This window comes from Vibrio sp. A1-b2, from assembly GCF_021726015.1.
GTDB lineage: Bacteria > Pseudomonadota > Gammaproteobacteria > Enterobacterales > Vibrionaceae > Vibrio > Vibrio diazotrophicus.
Map to the genome: position 1 here is coordinate 17,280 of NZ_JAKKCI010000011.1, position 20,131 is coordinate 37,410.

The 20,131-nt window shown below is 41.4% G+C and carries 13 protein-coding genes; 6 read left to right on the forward strand and 7 right to left on the reverse strand.

All coding sequences use genetic code 11. From position 1 onward, the window contains the following. Nucleotides 1-18: 18 nt before the first annotated feature. Nucleotides 19-1,845, reverse strand: coding sequence for an ATP-binding protein (locus L3V23_RS18235; protein WP_237292709.1), 1,827 nt, complete (start codon nucleotides 1,843-1,845; stop codon nucleotides 19-21). Nucleotides 1,846-1,851: 6 nt separating this feature from the next. Then, entirely contained in the window at nucleotides 1,852-3,489 is a 1,638-nt protein-coding gene (locus tag L3V23_RS18240) for a DEAD/DEAH box helicase (protein ID WP_237292711.1), read from the reverse strand. Between the two features lie 267 nt (nucleotides 3,490-3,756). Here L3V23_RS18240 and L3V23_RS18245 point away from each other — a divergent pair, with 267 nt between their 5' ends. From L3V23_RS18245 to L3V23_RS18255, 3 genes are read left to right on the forward strand one after another with little or no spacing between them, the layout of a single operon-like run. Then, nucleotides 3,757-4,716: a DUF4007 family protein gene (locus tag L3V23_RS18245; RefSeq protein WP_237292713.1), complete on the forward strand. Its 960-nt coding sequence runs from the start codon at nucleotides 3,757-3,759 to the stop codon at nucleotides 4,714-4,716. Nucleotides 4,717-4,718: 2 nt separating this feature from the next. After that, complete coding sequence (locus L3V23_RS18250) at nucleotides 4,719-8,081, forward strand: hypothetical protein (protein ID WP_237292714.1); 3,363 nt, start codon at nucleotides 4,719-4,721, stop codon at nucleotides 8,079-8,081. 16 nt (nucleotides 8,082-8,097) lie between these two features. After that, nucleotides 8,098-8,997 (forward strand): phosphoadenosine phosphosulfate reductase family protein, encoded by a 900-nt coding sequence (locus tag L3V23_RS18255; protein WP_237292716.1) that lies wholly within the window; start codon nucleotides 8,098-8,100, stop codon nucleotides 8,995-8,997. 41 nt (nucleotides 8,998-9,038) lie between these two features. Here L3V23_RS18255 and L3V23_RS18260 read toward each other — a convergent pair whose 3' ends face one another. Next, on the reverse strand, nucleotides 9,039-9,941 hold the full coding sequence (locus L3V23_RS18260; RefSeq protein WP_237292717.1) for a LysR substrate-binding domain-containing protein: 903 nt from the start codon (nucleotides 9,939-9,941) through the stop codon (nucleotides 9,039-9,041). 102 nt (nucleotides 9,942-10,043) lie between these two features. Here L3V23_RS18260 and L3V23_RS18265 point away from each other — a divergent pair, with 102 nt between their 5' ends. Then, entirely contained in the window at nucleotides 10,044-11,300 is a 1,257-nt protein-coding gene (locus L3V23_RS18265) for a D-amino acid dehydrogenase (RefSeq protein WP_237292718.1), read from the forward strand. A 341-nt stretch (nucleotides 11,301-11,641) separates the two neighbouring features. After that, nucleotides 11,642-13,207 (forward strand): alanine/glycine:cation symporter family protein, encoded by a 1,566-nt coding sequence (locus L3V23_RS18270; protein WP_102954657.1) that lies wholly within the window; start codon nucleotides 11,642-11,644, stop codon nucleotides 13,205-13,207. 64 nt (nucleotides 13,208-13,271) lie between these two features. Here L3V23_RS18270 and L3V23_RS18275 read toward each other — a convergent pair whose 3' ends face one another. From L3V23_RS18275 to guaB, 4 genes are all read right to left on the reverse strand, one after another. Further along, nucleotides 13,272-14,216, reverse strand: a complete 945-nt coding sequence (locus tag L3V23_RS18275; protein WP_237292719.1) for a bile acid:sodium symporter family protein — start codon at nucleotides 14,214-14,216, stop codon at nucleotides 13,272-13,274. Between the two features lie 224 nt (nucleotides 14,217-14,440). Further along, nucleotides 14,441-15,046, reverse strand: a complete 606-nt coding sequence (locus L3V23_RS18280; protein ID WP_042489695.1) for a GPR1/FUN34/YaaH family transporter — start codon at nucleotides 15,044-15,046, stop codon at nucleotides 14,441-14,443. A 315-nt stretch (nucleotides 15,047-15,361) separates the two neighbouring features. Then, nucleotides 15,362-16,915 carry a glutamine-hydrolyzing GMP synthase gene (gene guaA, locus L3V23_RS18285; protein ID WP_042489694.1) on the reverse strand — a complete coding sequence of 518 codons (1,554 nt, stop codon included), beginning with the start codon at nucleotides 16,913-16,915 and terminating at the stop codon, nucleotides 15,362-15,364. A 172-nt stretch (nucleotides 16,916-17,087) separates the two neighbouring features. Continuing rightward, nucleotides 17,088-18,551, reverse strand: a complete 1,464-nt coding sequence (gene guaB, locus L3V23_RS18290) for an IMP dehydrogenase (protein ID WP_042489692.1) — start codon at nucleotides 18,549-18,551, stop codon at nucleotides 17,088-17,090. A 308-nt stretch (nucleotides 18,552-18,859) separates the two neighbouring features. On the opposite strand from guaB, the gene xseA reads away from it, so the two are divergent. Then, nucleotides 18,860-20,113 carry an exodeoxyribonuclease VII large subunit gene (gene xseA / locus L3V23_RS18295; protein WP_237292727.1) on the forward strand — a complete coding sequence of 418 codons (1,254 nt, stop codon included), beginning with the start codon at nucleotides 18,860-18,862 and terminating at the stop codon, nucleotides 20,111-20,113. The last annotated feature ends 18 nt before the right edge of the window (nucleotides 20,114-20,131 follow it).

The window sequence follows — 20,131 nt, forward strand, 5'->3', positions numbered from 1 at the left end:
TTTGGCCTTTTCTACCTTCTACTCGTCATCACTCAGATATTCGTGCAGCATTTGTCCCCAAAGCTGGCGCGCAAACTCTAGTTGTTTCACTGAACGTTCAGATAGAGCTTCATTTTCCATTCTAGCCCATGCACCAAGACACACTTGTAAAATATCCTTTTGTTTTTGCTCTGCATTCTGAATTAACTTTTCATAAAATGGATGATTCTTATTCAGTTGTAGCAGTGTTAATCCTTGATATCTGCTAACATCAAAAAAGATATTTTGCGCTACCGAGATCTCTTGAATCTTAAAATGCTCACCATTTTTTATAATATTATCGACAATATTTTGAGCTTCAGGCTCTGTCACGGAAGGATCGCGTTTAATAGCTTTTATAATCTCTGGTTTATCTGACGGCTGAATTGGTTGATCCGGCTCTGGACCTTTACCTTCTTCACTCCTTCTATTATTTATACTTTCAATTATTGTTTCTGCTCTAGGTCGCACAATTGCACCATCTGTTTGTGGCCCAGTAATTTCCACAGAAAGAGCCCTTATATCTTTCTCAACTTCTTTAATCGCATTCCACAGCTTTTTTGATACCTGATACAACTTTACTTTTGGATCATTATTTTCTTCAAGGTCTTGCAAGTATTCTTCAGCTGTTTCAAACCCCTGTTTTTCAGCATCAGCATCAACATCCATATATTCAAAGTTGACAGCAGCTTGCTTGTTATTCAGAACCCCAAACACTTTATCTAAACCTGGAGGGAAGCGAACTTCGGCACCCATAAACCGGTTCTTATACTGAAGAGATGATTCGCGACTTAAAAAATCAAACCTTGTTTCTAATTCACGGCCTGCACGTACAATAGATACGCCGATATTGGTTGCCATATGAATGCCCCACATCGTTTTACCTAAAGTATTACCTTTAACATTGGGAGATTTTTTAATCGCATTAGCTACTTCGCTTTTGATCATAGAAACAATAATTTCTACGTTATAAACCTGACCTTCAAATGGTATTTCAACCACTTCTCTTTGCTTTATCTCAAACGGAACTTCACCTTGCATAGGTGAAGGTAACTCAGGAAGTGATGTATTAGCGCTTAAATAAAGTGGATCATTGGCCCTAAACTCTGCAGCTTTTGGGTTCTCTGATGGTAGATATTTATTATTAGCTTCGTTCCACAGATACGGTTCAAAATTAATTTTAACTTTACCTTCTGATATAAATTTACGGTACATTCTTCCAACTAACATTTCAGAATGTTTGTAAATAGACGCTGCCGTTTTCCACTGTAAACGGTCTAAGCTACTCCACAGTATAAAAGTACCGGACTCAGGCAGTCTGTCACCTTCAATGATCGACTTATACTCTAGAGGGATAGGTTTTTCTACCGGGTATGGAATCGACTCAAGGTCACCATGTTTCATCTCATCAATATCTAAATAGGTGTAACATGGCGATGAACCTTTCTGCCAACTCCAAACTTCAACACGCTTACATTGTGAAATACTGGAGTTAGGCAACCCCATACCAAATTTCCCCATACCTTCAGGCTCATCACGATTTTTAGAGCCGCCAAACTCTAAGGCTAAGTGAAGAACATCTTTATTCATTCCTTTACCCGTATCGAAAATACCTATGCGGTTAATTCTACGAGTATTTCTTGCTCCTGATGAATCGACTTTTTCAAAGCACAGTAACTTTACATTTTCTGCACCAGCCTGGATGCTGTTGTCTATCAACTCAGCCAATGCATATGCTGCGTTTTTATAGCCATTGTCTCTCATAGACTCAATAGCTACGGATCCGCGAATAAACGGTTTGTCATTATTTTGTTGTGTATTCATCATAAGTACTTATTCCGGTTTCCACATTTGGTCCCAATATTCGAATGCTCTACAAACACTACGAAACTCGGGGATATTGTCATTTACGGTATAAACTCGACACTGTTCATTACCTCCACTTCTTATTCCTCGCATAGCTCTTCCTGCCATTTGAGAATACTGAACTAAGGAATTTGTCGGTCTCGCAATAATCGCAACATTAGTGCATGGAGCATCAAAGCCGGCAGTTAAAACGCCATAGTTTATTAATACGTTTATCTTCTTATTTCTATAATCACTAATCGCGACTGCTCGTTCTACTTTAGGAGTTTTCCCATCAATGCTTCGACAGGCTACCCCTTTCGCAGTGAGAATCATCGCTAGTTCATTCGCATGCTCAACCGTACAAGCAAAGACTATGATCTGAGATTGATTTATTAACTCGGCTTCAATTGTTTCTAACAGTTTTTTATTCCGGTTATTGTTAAGAGATAAAGCTTTGAGAACGTCACTATTATCTACCTTTGCATTTTCGGGTTCGCAAGGTAACTGTAAGCTTAAATCGTCATAGTCAAGTTGTTTAAACTCAGCTTTAGCTAAATAGCCCTCATCAACTAAATAATCTAATGGCGAAAGATAACCACGAACCTTCATAGTGATTTTATTGTTTTCAAAAAAATCGCTTAAACGTTTATTTTCTTCTATAAGATTTTGATCATCACCTAAGACTCGTCCAGGCGTAGCTGATAGTCCCACTAGAAAAGCGTTATTCTCGGAATGGTTTAAAAAGTTATCAACAATACTCTTATACGTTGGAGCAATAGCTATATGTGCTTCATCAAATATAACGAGTGATGTATTCTTCCTTAACTGCTCATAGACGAATTGCAATGCCCCCGCATCCTTTCTCCCCAAGCTATGCAACTTCTGTAAACCTGCAACTAAGAAGCCTCGAGTAATCCCGCTAATAGACAACTCTGAATCACCATAAAACGAATAGACAGGAAGGTTATGGTTACCAATACGACTCCAAGCTTTTAAAAACTCATCACAAGCTTGCTCACACAGTTCTTTAGTATCAGCCAACCATACAACTAAACTATTTGGATTCGAACGTAAGTAAGAAGAGACAATATTCATTGCCGTTCGTGTTTTACCCGCCCCAGTAGGTAAATGTAGTAAAGCCCTTTTAATGTCATCAGATTGGATAAGACATTGAATACGATCAGCGCAATCAATCTGGTAATCATATAAAGGGTAATCAACGTTCGCTTGCCTTGTCCCTTGGACTTTTTCCTTAAGAGAATCAAACTGTTCTACAACTTCACCAATTCCTAAAGCTTTATAAAAGTCATTAGGAAAATGCTCAGCTATCTCACGTAAAATCTCATAATTTTGAGGAATATCGCTTTCATTATACTCAATTCCTTGAATATTTACGTTTTCAATAATTTCCTTTACTTGTTCCGGTGTCATTCTCTGCAATAGAAGATCCCTAGAACTTTCTTCAAAGAGTAGTTTCAAGCCAGCCGACTCATAAAGCATATTTGCTAAATCAAGCTCTGATTGAAGTTCTCCACTCACATTTGCTACATAGTCTTTTTGAGTTTGATTCAAAAGGCTGAACTTATCGCTCGATGATAAGTTTTCAATGATTTGTTTTAACACTCGTTTATTCCACTGACGACAATAACTTATTTACTCTATTCAGAGTATAGTGATACCATCAAAGATACCGTACTGCTGATTATTAAAACTAATAATATAGTAGCATATATACAAATCAATCAGTTAAAGTGCATCTTTCTTGATACAACTCACTGTTCTACAAATTAAAGATTTCATTTACATTCCTTCACCTCTAGATCTTGACTCGATATGCTGTAGAATCGCTGTTTGGATAAAATCTCCAAATCAGAAAGCAAGGTAACAACATTGAGCATTGAGACAAGTAACCTGAAATTTTCCGGGCATCAAACTTTCCCTATTCGATACGGTTGGATTTACAAAATAATTCAAGAAGTTATGAAAGGTCATTCCCTGTCGAGCAAAGACAACATTGAAGATCAGATGATCTCAATGGGGATGGGTAAAAACATGGTGCTATCAGTAAGGCATTGGGTTAAAACGCTCAACTTGGTGACTTGTACTGATAAAAAAACTCAGCAATACGAACTGACGGATTTAGCTAAAAAGTTATTCGTGGGGGATGATGCGTATGATGAGTTTTTAGATAAGGTTGGTACGGTATGGCTCCTTCATTGGCTAGCTCAATCAATTAACACTCAAGACTCAGACCTCAACACTGCTCGTTGGTTCTTTAATTATTTCAATGGCGTACGCATCGATAAGATTCAGTTATCAAAAGATATTTTGATTTCTTTAGCTCATCATGAAAAAGAACTGACGGAAGCAACACTGAAAAAGGACATCGACTGTCTATTTCAGATGTACTCAGCGAAGGCAACATCAGCGTCGAAAGTGAACGAAGATAGTTTTACCTCTCCTTTCACTGAATTGGGACTAATTTCTCAAGAATCCGCAAAAGATTATCGAGCAGAATTGAAAGCGCAGAAGTCCTTACCTGTAGAAGTGTTTGCTTATACAGTGATCGACTATATGAAGAGATCACAATTCGATAAGACAGGAAAAAAGATAAACAATAACAATACCTTATCTTTTGATACATTACTAAATGAAGTTGGCTCGCCAGGCAAAGTATTCCGACTTACAACTACTGGCTTAACTGAAAAGCTCGATGAACTTGAAGTATTAAGCGAAGGCAAAATTGCCTGGACAGATACCCAAGGCCTACGACAAATTCAACATAACTATGATGATTTACAAGCTGTAGATCCTGGTATGTTTTTGCATAACTATTACCGGGGGGAATAAAAGTGACACTAATAAACCAGTACTCCATAGCTACACGTCAACAGCGCTCAACTCGTATTGATAGTGACCTTGCCCCTGAATTTTTTAAAGGTTTGGTCTATCACGGCACTGCTCAATCGGCGCTAGAGACTTTATTCAGACAGTTTTCTCAAGTAGGCCAAAGTGCATATACATTAACGGGGCCGTATGGCTCTGGTAAATCAACCATCGCATTATTGCTAACTGGTTTACTACATCATAGCGATGCTATACGTCATGCAGCGCTAGAAGTCATCAATGAAGAATCAACAAAATTACTAACAGAAAGCATTCCTTACTCTTCTGGCTGGTTACAAATACGCTCAGTCGGTGGTGTCAACAACCCTGTAGATACCTTCTGGAAAGCTACGTTAGAAGCGCTACAATCACACCCGAACACAGATAGGGTCTATAAAAAGTACGCCAAAGTAGAGATCAAAACAGAATCTGATTTAGTTGATACTTGGGAAAATCTTTTCAAAGAAATTAAAGACTTAGTCGACGGTGTATTGCTCCTGGCTGATGAAATGGGTAAGAGCCTTGAGTTTATTAATAAAAACCGTGGTGAACTGCATCTTTTCCAAGACTTAGCTGAAGTCTTAGGCCGTATAAAAACACCGGTTATTTTCCTTGGTTTACTTCACCAAGCGTTTAGCGAATATGCAAAAGATCGAGGAACCAAACTCCAGGAAGAGTGGGGCAAAATTCAAGGCCGTTACAACGATATTCTCTACAACGTATCGACCGACGAGACCGTTGCTCTTATTGCTAAATCTATCGTCAATATTGAGTCGGTAGATAACAGTGGTGATGTGCGTGTTAGTAAAGTACTCAACGCACTGACAGATAATTCCGAGAGAAAAAAACAGCTCAAACAACGTTTAGAGCAAAGCATTCCTCTACACCCATTAACCACATTACTGCTCGGCCCTATTTCAAAACGTCGCTTTAGCCAAAATGAACGAAGCACATTCAGTTTCTTAAACTCACATGAGCAACACAGCTTTCAAATGTTCCTTAAGCAAAATGCGAACAAAAATGCGCGTTATACGTTAGAGAACTTGTGGGATTACCTGGAAACAAACTTAGAGCATGCAATTTTAGGCTCCCCAGATGGTCACGCTTGGGCGGCAGCAACCGAATCTATTCGCCAAGCTAGTAAGAAACAAGTGCCAGAAAAAGCAATTGAAATACTTAAATTAATTGCACTACTCACTTTGTTTGGACGTCCAGCGAACCTATCAGCCACAGAAGATATGCTGTTAGCTGCTAGCGATATTGAAGAGAAAAAAGAACTTGATGAGTATTTAAAAGCACTTAAGGAAGCCTCTTGCATCATCTATCGAAAACACTTGTCATCTTGGGTTATTTTTGAAGGTTCTGACCTTGATATCCCAAGCCTGATAGAAGAAAAAATCGAGCAGCAAGGCAGCAGTAACGAAGCTATCAACCATATTGTGTTTTCTAAACAGGTTATAGCCAAAGGTTACTACCATAAAATTGGTACTCTCCGTTGGGCAGAACAGTCACTAGTACAACGTTTCGATCAAGAACAAATTACTCAGACTATTGCACATCGCAAAGAAGAGTTTGCGAATATGTTGTTGCTATTAGAAGCTCAAGACGAAACTGCTTTACGTGAACAGACCAAACAGAATTCAACCCTTATTTTAGCGAATGCAAATAACTCTGAAGATATTATTGCTCTAGCAAAAGAAGTGTATGCCTTAGATCTTATCAAATCGGATAAAGAGATTGGTCGTATTTTGCAGCATGACAATGTTGCACAAAAGGAATATCAAGGCCGTTATATCAATGCGGAAATAGCACTTAACAATGCTATAGATGAAGGATTTAACACTGCAACCTGGTTCTATTGTGGCATCAGTTCAACGACTGAAACACTCAGCGAGATTGTAAGTACAACAGCAAGTAGAATTTTCAATCAAACACCAGTGATTATGAATGAGCTGGTCAACCGAAATAAGTTATCGGGTACAGCTGTTTCTGCATTGAAAAAACTACTTGAAGCAATGCTAGATTGCGAAGGTGAAGAAAACTTAGGTATTACAGGCTTTCCGCCAGAGATGTCTATGTATATCAGCTGCCTTAAAAACACAGCTGTTCATACATACGAACTCGAGCAAGATTCGCACTGGCACAGAGATGATATCAATCCAAGATTGGTGGCTATTTTTGAAGCAGCAAACAAACTACTTCAGAACAAAGCAGGGAAAACGGTCCTGTTATCAGAAATCGCAGAACTATGGAATAAGGCTCCATTTGGTTTAACTCATGGTGTTATCCCAATTTATCTACTGGCATTTTTGAAAACGCTTGGACAAGATATCGCCTTTTATGAAAAAGATCTAAGCAACGAATATGCGTTTATTGCTGAGCCAGACGTTGACTATGTACACAAGTTAATTCGTGCACAGCATGAACTCGCGGTAAAGTACATCGTATTAGATAAGTCAGAAAAAGAATGGCTACAAAACCTAGCAGTATTTGCAGCAACAGAGACTAGCAGGGAGATTGCGAACAACGTGTTAGCTGTTGCAACACCTTTAGTTACAACAATGCATAATTTGCCGCATTGGGTTAAAAACGCACATAACTTTATCGAAAATGATTTAGCAGCCAACAAGCAAGTCCTCGCGGTTCGTGACCTATTCTTACAAGCTAACGATCCACACGCGCTGTTGATTAAAGATCTGCCTAAGTTATTGAACTCGGATGGTAACTTTAGCTATTCACAACAAATCGATGTATTGGAGAATTGCTTTAAGATTCTCCGTGGTAAGCATGAGAAAATGCTCCGCCAAATCAAAGACAAAGTAAAAATCATCTTCCCTGAGACCGGCGAAGAACTGGCTTCAATGTGTAAGCTTGTTGAAGATAGAACTGGTGATTTACGCCTGAAAGCATTTGCTCGAGAGTTAGGAAAGAGCGAGGACGGCTTAATGCAATGGCTAGAAAGCATGATTCAGATTGTAATCGGCCGTGGCAAGCAAAGCTGGAACGAAGGGCTTTTATTAACCGCTTCCGCTAAAATTAGTGATTTTTCACAAGACTTCCTAAGCATCGTTAAATCGAGCTATCAAAGTAATGTATTAACTGATGCAAAACCAGAATCCATAAAAACTAAGTTAGTTTCTCTGGTTTTAGAAGACGATGATGGCCAACTAAGATCCTATAAGAAAGAAGTACGTGTGACAGACAATTCAAATTCAGATATCAAAGTAAAAGATGTTAGCCAAACACTAAACGCGCTAAATCTGAATGAGTTTGAACGCATTCACGTACTCCAAACACTATTAAAAGAAGCACTGGAAGCTCAAGGTTAAAAAATGGGTATTAATCATGAGTGAAGAACGCAAAGTAAAACATGTGCTTGGCTTATCAGGCGGTAAGGATAGTGCTGCCTTAGCCATTTATATGGCTCGTAACTATCCTGAAATCGATATTGATTATTTCTTTACCGATACAGGAAAAGAGTTGCCTGAAGTATACGAATATTTGGAACAGCTTGAGATTGTTCTTGGTAAACCCATCTCTCACATTAACGATAAGAAAGGCTTCGATTATTGGCTTGAACAGCACAATAACTTCCTTCCTGCAGGTCAGCAGCGTTGGTGCACAATTCGTATGAAGCTCGAACCGTTTGAAAAATGGATAAGACCTTATCTTGATGAAGGTTACGAAGTTGTTTCTTACGTGGGTATTCGAGCCGATGAGCCGTGGCGTGATGGTTACCGTCCTAATGAAAGCCAAAAATACCTGAAAATTAAGATGCCGTTTGCCGAAGATGGTATTAAGAAACAGGGGGTTTTAGACATCCTCGATAGTGCTGGTTTAGGGCTACCTAAATACTACGACTGGCGCTCTCGTTCTGGCTGCACATTCTGCTTTTTCCAAAGAAAAATTGAGTGGGTTCGCCTAAAAGAAATTCACCCAGAAGCGTTTGAAGAAGCGAAAGCTTATGAGAAACGTGCTGATACCAGCGCCAATGGTGAAACCTTCTTCTGGATGGGTCCTAACGAGCCTTTAGATACATTAGAAAACCCTGAGCGGATTGCAGAGATCAAAGCAAACCACGAGAAGGTTAAACAACGTTTCGAGAAGAAAAAAGCACGTGAACGTAAACGCCGCTTAGGTATGCATGCCATGGTAGATGAAAGCATGCTTATCGATACTTTAGACATGGACGCTATGTACGACCTTGAAGAAGGTGGCGGTGCTTGTGTGACTTGTTATAAGTAATGTATTTAGCGGCTTCGGCTGCTTTATCTCAAACATGGTATTTAAGTATCTCCAACAATCCCTTTCAGCCACTGCGTAAAAGTCGCAGTGGTTTCATTTGGGTTATGGGTGATCAAAAAGTACCCTGCGTTTGCGGGTATGGGGTTGAATGGTGAAATGAGCTTGCCTGTTTCCAGTTCATTTTGCAGTAGCATTGAGCGAGCCATGGCAATCCCTACCCCTGCTTCAGCAGCGGACATCGCCATATCGGTGCGGTTAAAGAAGTGCCCTTTGAGAGTTGAAATCTCAACGCCCATTTCGGACGCCCAATAAAGCCATTCATAATCTCTTGGTGCTTTTGCCCACGGCATGGCGTCATGAAGCAAGTTAACCTCATCCCAGTAGTTTTTATTGTTACTAATATCTTCAAGCCATGGGTGAGCTTTTAAATAGGATGGACTCATTACAGGTAACAAAGATTCCGCCATAAGTAGCTCTGAGTTTTTCCTGTTGTAAGGAAAAGGGCCGTAATCTATTGCGAGATCGAAGTCCTTTCTTTCGCTGTCCACCAGCGCCCCTTCCGCAAAAAGCTGTACCTGAATATCTGGATTCTGATGATAGAAATCTTCAAGTTTGGGTAACAACCATTTGAACGCCAACGACGGAGTGAGTTTAAGGCGGATCTCTTTACGATTCTCACGTTGCTCCAAGTTATGTAACGACTCTTCGATATCGTGAAAACTGCGTTGGACAACAGCTCTAAGTGTCTCTCCTGCTTCAGTTAATTTCACTCCACGCGAATGGCGTTCAAATAGACTAAAACCTATTTTTGATTCCAGTTGGAGTAACTGCTGACTAATTGCGCCTGTCGTTATGTGCAATTCCTTAGCTGCTGCACTGAAACTTGGATACTGAGCCACTAACATGAAGGTGTGTAACGCTGATACTTGAGAACTCTTTAACATAGCTTTGCTTATAGTTTTACTAAACACTGCTGATAATTTTTATCGATTGTTAACAAAAGGTAAAGCAAAGAAACTACCGCTATAACAAATGAGGAGTTTCAAATGGAAGTTATCGTTCTTGGAAGTGGTGTCGTAGGTTTAACATCAGCATGGTATTTATCTCAGGCAGGTCATAGCGTGACAGTGGTAGACCGCCAACCACGTAGTGCTGAAGAAACCAGTTTTGCGAACGCTGGGCAAATTTCATATGGTTATTCATCGCCATGGGCAGCTCCAGGTATTCCTCAAAAAGCGATTAAATGGTTATTTGAAAAACACGCACCTTTAAAAGTTAAACCATCGCTTGATCCTCAAATGCTGCAATGGATGACGCAGATGTTGGCGAACTGCCAACTTGCACGTTACCAAATCAACAAGTCTCGCATGCTGGCCATTGCGAATCATAGCCGCGAGTGTTTGAAAGAGCTTAAGAAGCACCACAACGTTGAATATCAAGGTCGCCAGAAAGGCACACTACAAGTATTCCGTACCGAAAAGCAGCTCGTTTCTATCGAAAAAGACATGAAGCTATTAGAGCAAAGTGGTGTGCGCTTTGAACTGATGGATGTGGCTTCTTGTATTAAACAAGAGCCAGGCTTAACTCCAGTGCAGGATAAACTGGTTGGTGGCCTCTATTTGCCTGATGATGAAACCGGTGACTGTTACCTTTTCTGTCAGCAACTAACGGAGCTGGCAAAATCCCAAGGCGTACAATTCAAGTTCGATACTCAAATTCAATCACTAGAGATTGAAAGCAAAAAGATCATGGGTGTCCAAACGGATAAAGGCCTGTTAAAAGCGGACGCTTATGTGGTTGCTTTAGGTAGTTTTTCTAAGCAGATGTTGAAGCCTTTAGGCGTAGACGTACCTGTATACCCAGTAAAAGGTTACTCATTAACCTTACCGATTGTGAATGAAGAGCTTGCTCCTACCTCTACAGTAATGGATGAAACCTACAAAGTTGCATTAACTCGCTTTGATGACAGAATCCGCGTTGCAGGCACAGCAGAATTAGCTGGTTTTGATCCTTCAATTCCGACCGCTCGCAAAGAAACGATTGAGATGGTCGTTCGTGATTTGTTCCCACAAGGTGGCGATTTTAGTAAAGCGGAATTCTGGACAGGCTTCCGTCCGATGACTCCAGACGGCACTCCTATTATTGGTGCTACACCGATAGAGAACCTTTACACCAACACTGGTCATGGCACTTTAGGCTGGACTATGGCGTGTGGATCAGGACAAATTCTTTCAGACATCATCACTCATGGTGATGCAAAAATTGATGTGACAGGATTAGGCGTTTCTCGTTATTACAGCTAAAAATCCTATCAATCACCAAAAAGGGTCTAGCCAGACCCTTTTTTATTAATGTATATACATATTATTCACCACAAAACATCGCAATTTCAAAACAACCTCAAAATGAAAATTTATTCATATAGGCATGCATAATTCTTATATAAGTAATATCTGATTTATAAAAGACCACTTTTTAAACAAATCTAGAATTTATAACTTACCATTCACTCTTTAATCAGAATTTCGTGTGAAAAATCACAGTAATTAAGTCTTAGAGAAAATTTGGTTAACATTACTGTTACAAAAGATTATTATCTGACACGCAAAACAAACACAACTATCACTCAACAGGGAAAATACTAATGCAGTCATTTGTTGATTTTCTAAATGGAATTATCTGGAGCCCGGCGCTGATTTATCTGTGTCTTGGCGCAGGTGTTTTCTATTCAGTTCTAACTCGTTTCGTTCAGGTTCGTCATTTCTTCGAGATGTGGCGCCTTTTGCTTTCTGGCAAAAGTTCTTCTAAGGGCATATCTTCGTTCCAAGCACTTGCAGTTTCTCTGTCAGGTCGTGTGGGTACAGGTAACATTGCAGGCGTAGCAGCAGCAATCGGTTTTGGTGGTCCTGGTGCTGTTTTCTGGATGTGGGTTGTAGCATTCTTTGGTGCCGCGACAGCCTATGCAGAATCAACTCTCGCGCAAATCTATAAAGAAGAAGATAACCATGAGTTCCGTGGTGGCCCTGCTTACTACATCGAAAAAGCAATGGGTCAAAAATGGTACGCATGGATCTTTGCTATCGCGACTATTTTTGCTTGTGGTGTCCTACTTCCGGGTGTCCAGTCAAACAGCATTGGTAATGCCGTGGAGACTGCATTTGGTTCAGGACCAATGATTGACACAGCTATCGGTACATTCAGTTTCGCAAAAATTCTCACTGGTACGATTGTTTCAATCCTTCTTGCATTCATTATTTTCGGTGGCGTGAAACGTATCGCTAACTTCACACAAATTGTTGTGCCATTCATGGCTCTGGCCTATGTGGTAACTGCGTTCGTTATCATTCTGCTAAACATTGGTGAAGTACCAAGAATCTTCGGCATGATCATTGGAGACGCATTTACACCTATGGCTGGTGTCGGCGCTGCAATTGGTTGGGGTGTGAAACGTGGTGTTTACTCTAACGAAGCGGGTCAAGGTACTGGTCCTCACGCTGCAGCGGCAGCAAGTGTTGATCACCCAGCTCAACAAGGTCTTGTACAAGCGTTCTCTATCTACATCGATACACTATTAGTATGTTCGGCAACAGCATTTATGATCCTAATCACTGGTGCTTACAACGTACACGGTGGCGCTGAAGGTCTGTTCCTAGTTCAGAACATCGCAGCAGATGTAGCGGCGAACGGTCCTGCATTTACACAGATGGCGATTGAAAGTGCACTTCCAGGTGTTGGTAAACCATTCGTTGCATTCGCGTTGTTCTTCTTCGCATTTACAACCATTCTGGCTTACTACTACATCGCTGAAACTAACGTGGCTTACATTCGTCGTACTTTCAAAGTTGACGGCCTAATGTTCTTCCTAAAACTGGTGATCATTACAGCGGTATTCTACGGTACGGTGAAGACGGCAAACCTTGCATGGGCAATGGGTGACGTTGGTGTAGGTATGATGGCTTGGCTGAACATTGTTGGTATCGTGATTATTTTCTTCATGGCTAAACCAACAATGGCAGCGTTAAAAGACTACGAACAACAACAAAAACAAGGCGTAGAAGATTACCTATTTAACCCTGTAAAACTTGGCATCAAGAATGCGACTTACTGGGAAGAAAAATACAAACGTAAGACAGGTAAAGCACCAACAGCTGACTCAGATTCTGAACTAGAACAGGTTTCAGGAACTCCGGCAGAACAATCTTCTAACTAAAATTAGAAAGATGAAAAAAGGGTTAGCTAAGCTAACCCTTTTTATTTGCAGCGAAAACGGCAACTTAGCTTTTCACTGTTTCCTGAATAATGTCTTCACTAGCATTTGGACGTTTTGCCCAGTAACCAGCCAACACAGATCCTGATAAGTTATGCCAAATCGAGAATATAGTTCCTGCCACAGCTGAAGCTGGAGTGAAGAACTTCATTGCCAATGCAGTTGCTAAACCTGAATTCTGCAAACCTACTTCAAACGCTACTGTACGACACACAGTTTCATTAAAGCCAAGTACACGGCAAACCCAATAGCCAGAAGCTAAACCCACACCGTTATGCAAAATAACCGCAAGGGCTACGATTGGGCCAATTGTCGCAAGGTTCCCAGCATTCAAAGCCACGACAATGGCAATAATAAGCACAATAGCCGCCATTGAAACAAGTGGTAATACTGGCTCTAATTTCTCAGTGACTGATCGTAAGAAGACATTCAACAGAACGCCACCAGCAACGGGTACTAAAACAATCTTCACTAAACTCATCAGCATACTGGCGACAGGCACATCGACAGCTTTACCCGCCAATAACTCAACCAATAAAGGGGTCAATACCACACCTAGCAAGGTGGATATTGATGTCATTGTAATCGACAAAGCCACATCCCCTTTTGCCAGATAACACATCACATTTGATGATGTACCACCTGCCACGCTGCCAACCAATACCATGCCGATAGTGAGCATAGGATCGAAACCCAACAGTAAGCTAATTAGCAAAGCTGCAATAGGCATGACGGAGAACTGCAAAATTAAGCCAACACCTATTGCCTTCTTATTATGGATAACATTAAGAAAGTCTTTAGGTTTTAGGGTTAGCCCCATAGCCAGCATAATGATCGTGAGAAGTGGAACAATTTGTCCTTTGTGCTCAACGAATAAGCTAGGTACAAAATAAGCACAAAGAGAGAACAATATTGCCCATAGAGGGAATAGTTGCGTGATAATCCTTAACATATACATTCCTGTTTAATTTTATATTTATAAGCCTTACCAACTGACTTGCCACTTCCGTTAAAATGACATCATGGGATAAGGGATAGCTAGGCCCATAGCGCTAGTATCAGGAATACGTTACTCCACTCTTTGAATATAAAACAACCAGACATTTACTGTGGGTTAGAATTTACACACAAAAAAAGGCCGACCATAGGTCGACCTTTCTAGAAATCAAAAGTTAATTAAGCTGCAACTTCTTTCAGTTCAACTTTAACTTCTTCTTTAACGAAAGCTGGTTTACCAACTGGTAACACTTCACGACCGTATTCTGCGTTAAGAACTTGAGCCATTGCGAAGTAGATAGCGCTTGCGCCACAGAAGATACCTTCGAAACCAGCAATAGTGCCGATTAGCTCGCTACCAGTGAAATCACGTAGTGCTAGTAGAGCAAATAGGATAGTCAGTGAACCGAATACTACTTGTTTTGCAACTGGGTAGCAGCGAGAACCAATGAACATGAAACCAGTAAAAATACCCCAAAGACCTAGGTACCAACCCATGAAGTGCTCAGGGCTAGCAGGCAGACCCATTTTTGGCATAACGATTAAACCAACAAGAGTTAACCAGAATAAACCGTAAGAAGTGAATGCTGTTGTACCGAAAGTATCACCACGGTTGTAGCACATAATGCCTACAATAACTTGACCTAAACCGCCGTAGAAAATACCCATAGCAAGAATCATAGAATCTAGTGGGAAGAAGCCTGCGTTATGGATGTTAAGCAGAATTGTAGTCATACCGAAACCCATTAGACCAAGTGGTGCTGGGTTAGCTAATTTAGTAGACATTACTCATGTACCTTAAAAAAAGTGGATAAAATTTACGCGCGGATTTTAATGGACGGCTAGATAAAATAAAGACTTCATTTGCAAAAACTTAGATTTCATTTTTATAGTTATTGAGTTATAAGAAACCAAAAGCTAACTTCACTGTACAAAAATAAAATAACCCTATAAAAAACATAGAATTAAAACACAAGCAAAATGCCCACGGCAGGACAATTGCTTAAAGTTTGAGCTTTGCAATAGCTCGGACATATTTTTTAACTGAAAAAAGAAAGCCCCAGAAGTTATCTGGGGCTTAGCAGTAGAGCTAATCGAATATTATTCCCACTCGATTGTCGCTGGCGGCTTACCAGAAATGTCGTAAACCACGCGTGAAATACCATTCACTTCGTTGATGATGCGGTTAGACACTTTACCTAGGAAATCATAAGGTAGGTGTGCCCAATGCGCAGTCATGAAGTCGATAGTTTCTACTGCACGTAGCGATACAACCCAGTCATATTTACGACCATCACCCATTACGCCCACTGAGCGTACTGGTAGGAATACCGTAAATGCTTGAGATACTTTGTTGTATAGATCCGCTGCATGTAGTTCTTCAATGAAGATAGCATCCGCACGACGAAGTAAGTCACAGTATTCTTTCTTGATTTCACCAAGAACGCGAACACCTAGACCAGGACCAGGGAATGGATGACGGAAAAGCATGTTGTATGGAAGACCAAGTTCCAGACCGATCTTACGTACTTCATCTTTGAACAGTTCACGTAGTGGCTCAACCAAGCCCATTTCCATATCGTCTGGCAAACCGCCAACGTTATGGTGAGATTTAATTACGTGAGCTTTACCTGTCTTAGATGCTGCTGATTCAATCACATCTGGGTAGATAGTGCCTTGAGCCAACCATTTTGCATTTTTCAACTTCTTCGACTCTTCATCGAATACGTCAACAAACACGTGACCAATTGTCTTACGTTTCTCTTCTGGATCAGACTTACCTTCCAGAGCATTTAGGAAACGCTCTTCCGCATCAACTTTGATGATGTTCAGGCCGAATTTATCGCCAAACATTTCCATCACTTGCTCACCTTCGTTAAGACGAAGTAAGCCGTTGTCTACGAATACACAAGTCAGTTTGTCGCCGATCGCTCGGTGAACAAGCATTGCAACCACAGAAGAATCCACACCACCAGACAAGCCAAGGATAACTTCATCGTCACCCACTTGCTCTTTGATACGTGCTACTGCGTCTTCAATGATTGATTCAGACGTCCATAAACGCTCACAGGCACATACGCCAAGAACAAAGTTCTCTAGCATTTGCAGACCTTGTTTTGTGTGCGTTACTTCAGGGTGGAACTGAACACCGTAGTATTTCTTCTCTTCATTAGCCATTGCCGCGTAAGGACAAGTGTCTGTTTCACCTACTTTTACGAAGTCAGCTGGAATTTCAACAACTTTGTCACCGTGGCTCATCCAAACATCTTGGATTTCAGCAAGATCTTTGAATAGTGCTGATTCACCAGACACTTTAACTTGTGCGTAACCGAACTCACGTTCTTCAGAACTTGCTACGCGACCGCCTAGCTGTTCTGCCATGGTTTGCATGCCGTAACATACACCCAGAACTGGAACACCAGAATCAAATACATATTGAGGTGCGCGAGGAGAGTTTTGTTCAGTTACACTTTCTGGACCACCAGAAAGGATAATGCCATCAGGGTTGAATTCGCGAATGTCCGCTTCTTCTACGTCCCAGCTCCACAGTTCACAGTAAACACCGATTTCACGTACGCGACGCGCGACAAGTTGAGTGTATTGAGAACCGAAGTCTAGGATCAGAATTCGTTGATCATGAATGTTCTTTGTCATATTGAGCAATCTTATCAGCTAAATGGAGAATCGGAGGCGAGTCTACTCGCCTCTCTATAAGTCATCAAGTAAAAAAGCAAACGTTTACGTAAGGTGCATATTCCGCTAAGAAACTCGCCTCTACGATCAAACGTTTATTGAGCTAAACCGTCTATTAATCTAGACGCCGCTCTTAACCCATACGATAGTTTGGTGCTTCTTTAGTGATTTGAACGTCGTGTACATGAGACTCTGCCATACCAGCACCAGAGATTCGTACGAATTCTGCTTTAGTACGCATGTCTTCAATAGTAGCTGAACCAGTTAGACCCATGCTTGAACGTAAACCACCCATCTGTTGATGAACGATCTCTTTCAGACGACCTTTGTATGCAATACGACCTTCGATACCTTCTGGAACGAGCTTGTCAGCAGCGTTATCAGACTGGAAGTAACGATCTGAAGAACCTTGAGACATAGCGCCCAAAGAACCCATACCGCGGTATGACTTGTAAGAACGACCATTGTATAGAATGATTTCACCCGGTGCTTCTTCAGTACCAGCGAACATTGAACCAACCATTACACAAGATGCGCCAGCCGCGATTGCTTTACAGATGTCACCAGAGAAACGGATACCACCATCAGCAATAACTGGAATGCCGTATTCATTTGCTACTGCAGCAGCATCTGAAATTGCTGTAATTTGAGGAACACCTACGCCCGTTACGATACGAGTAGTACAGATAGAACCAGGGCCGATACCCACTTTCACAGCACTAACACCAGCATCGATAAGTGCTTTAGCTCCAGCACCAGTCGCTACGTTACCACCAATGATGTCTAAATCTGGGTAAGCTGCGCGAGTTTCACGAATGCGGTTTAGAACACCTTCAGAGTGGCCGTGTGAAGAGTCGATAAGTAGAACGTCAACACCCGCTTCAACAAGAGCTGCTACGCGCTCTTCGTTACCAGCGCCAGCACCAACTGCAGCACCTACACGTAGGCGACCACGAGCATCTTTACATGCGTTTGGTTTACGTTCTGCTTTATGGAAATCTTTTGCGGTGATCATACCGGTTAGCTGGAACTCATCGTTCACAACCAGTACTTTCTCAACACGAGCTTCGTGCATTTTTTCTTGAACTTCAGCGCGGGTCGCGCCTTCTTTCACGGCTGCAAGACGCTCTTTAGGTGTCATTACAGAACCAACTTCTTTTGTTAAATCAGTAACAAAACGAACATCACGGCCAGTAATGATACCAACAAGTTCGTTGTTATCCGTTACCACTGGGAAGCCAGCGAAGCCGTGCTTTTCTGTCAGTTCAATAACATCTGCAATCGTCGCTTCTGGGTTTACTGTGACAGGGTCAACAACAACACCAGCTTCGAATTTCTTAACTTTACGAACTTCAGCTGCTTGCTGCTCGATTGACATATTCTTATGAATAAAGCCAATACCGCCTTCTTGTGCAAGAGCGATAGCTAAACGAGCCTCTGTCACTGTGTCCATAGACGCAGAAATCATTGGAATATTTAGAGTAATATTTTTAGTTAGCTGCGTATGTAGATCGGCAGTGTTTGGGAGAACGGTGGAGTGTGCTGGTACGAGTAGAACATCGTCGAATGTCAGCGCTTCTTTGGCAATTCTAAGCATTTGCAATATCTCACAATTTAGAGGGTAAATATAAAAACAATCCAAATGCCCTTTTCGTATAGAATGTTTAACCATCCCGAAAATTTACATTTGGATTAGATATTGCGGACGGATTATACGCCCGACGCAATCGCTTGGCTACACATTTTTTTCATTTTAATTTGCATTCCGCCCCTTGCTATGTATTATATTGCCGCTAATTTCCATACTCACGTCTGGTTGAAAAATTAGTGCCTTCCAATACCAATCCAAACATCTACACCGTTTCTCGTCTTAATGCTGAAGTCCGATTATTACTAGAAAATGAAATGGGCATCGTTTGGTTAATTGGTGAAATTTCCAATTTCTCAGCTCCTGTTTCTGGTCACTGGTATCTCACGCTTAAAGACTCTCGCGCCCAAGTAAAATGCGCCATGTTCAAAGGCAATAATCGCTTTGTGAACTTTAAGCCGAAGAATGGTCAGCAAGTATTGGTGAAAGCACGATTATCCCTGTATGAACCGCGTGGTGATTATCAAATCATCATTGAAAATATGCAGCCTGAAGGTGATGGCCGCTTACAACAGGAATTCGACCAACTAAAAATGAAGTTGGCTTCTGAAGGCTTGTTCGCTCATACCTTAAAGCAAAGCCTTCCTGAACATCCAAGATGCGTGGGTGTCATCACATCGAAAACCGGTGCTGCTCTGCACGACATTCTTCAAGTACTTAAACGCCGAGATCCGAGTTTACCTGTGATCATCTACCCTACTCTGGTTCAGGGAGAAGAGGCTGCGATTCAAATAGCTCAAGCGATTGGGTGTGCGAACTCCCGAGCGGAATGCGATGTGTTGATCGTAGGTCGTGGCGGTGGCTCATTGGAAGATTTATGGTGCTTTAACAACGAAATCGTTGCCCGCACGATTGCCGCCAGTCAGATCCCGATTATCAGTGCAGTTGGACATGAAATTGATGTCACTATTGCCGATTTCGTTGCAGATGTTCGAGCACCAACACCATCAGCGGCTGCTGAACTGGTCAGTAGAGACAACACGCATAAGAAGCAAGCGTTTCAAACCTATCGTCACAAGATAGCCAGCGCTATGCGCCACTATTTTGCTCAGCAGAAAGTGGAGTTGAAACAACTGCAACATCGTTTAGACCGACAGCATCCAGCCAATCGTTTACAACGCCAGCAGCAACAGTTAGATGAATACAGCATACGTTTAGAGCGTGCGATTCAAGCTCAAATCAACAAAACACAACAACATCTCGATAAACAGAAACATCAGCTTCAGTTGCTGTCACCGGAAAAGATACTGCGCAATCAACAATATTTGTTAACCAGTAAACAAAAAGAACTGAATGATGCCATGAAGCGATATCTTGTCTCTTCTCGCCACACGTTTACTCGCCTGACAGACAAAATGAACGCGGTTAGTCCTTTGGCGACATTGTCGCGCGGCTATTCAATCACTCAAAATGCTCAAGGTGACGTTATCCATGATGCCAATGATGTTAAGCAAGGTGATCTAATCGTAACTCGTCTCAAAGAGGGCGAGATTCGCTCAATCGTAAAATAGGCTCATCTCGTTATCCCG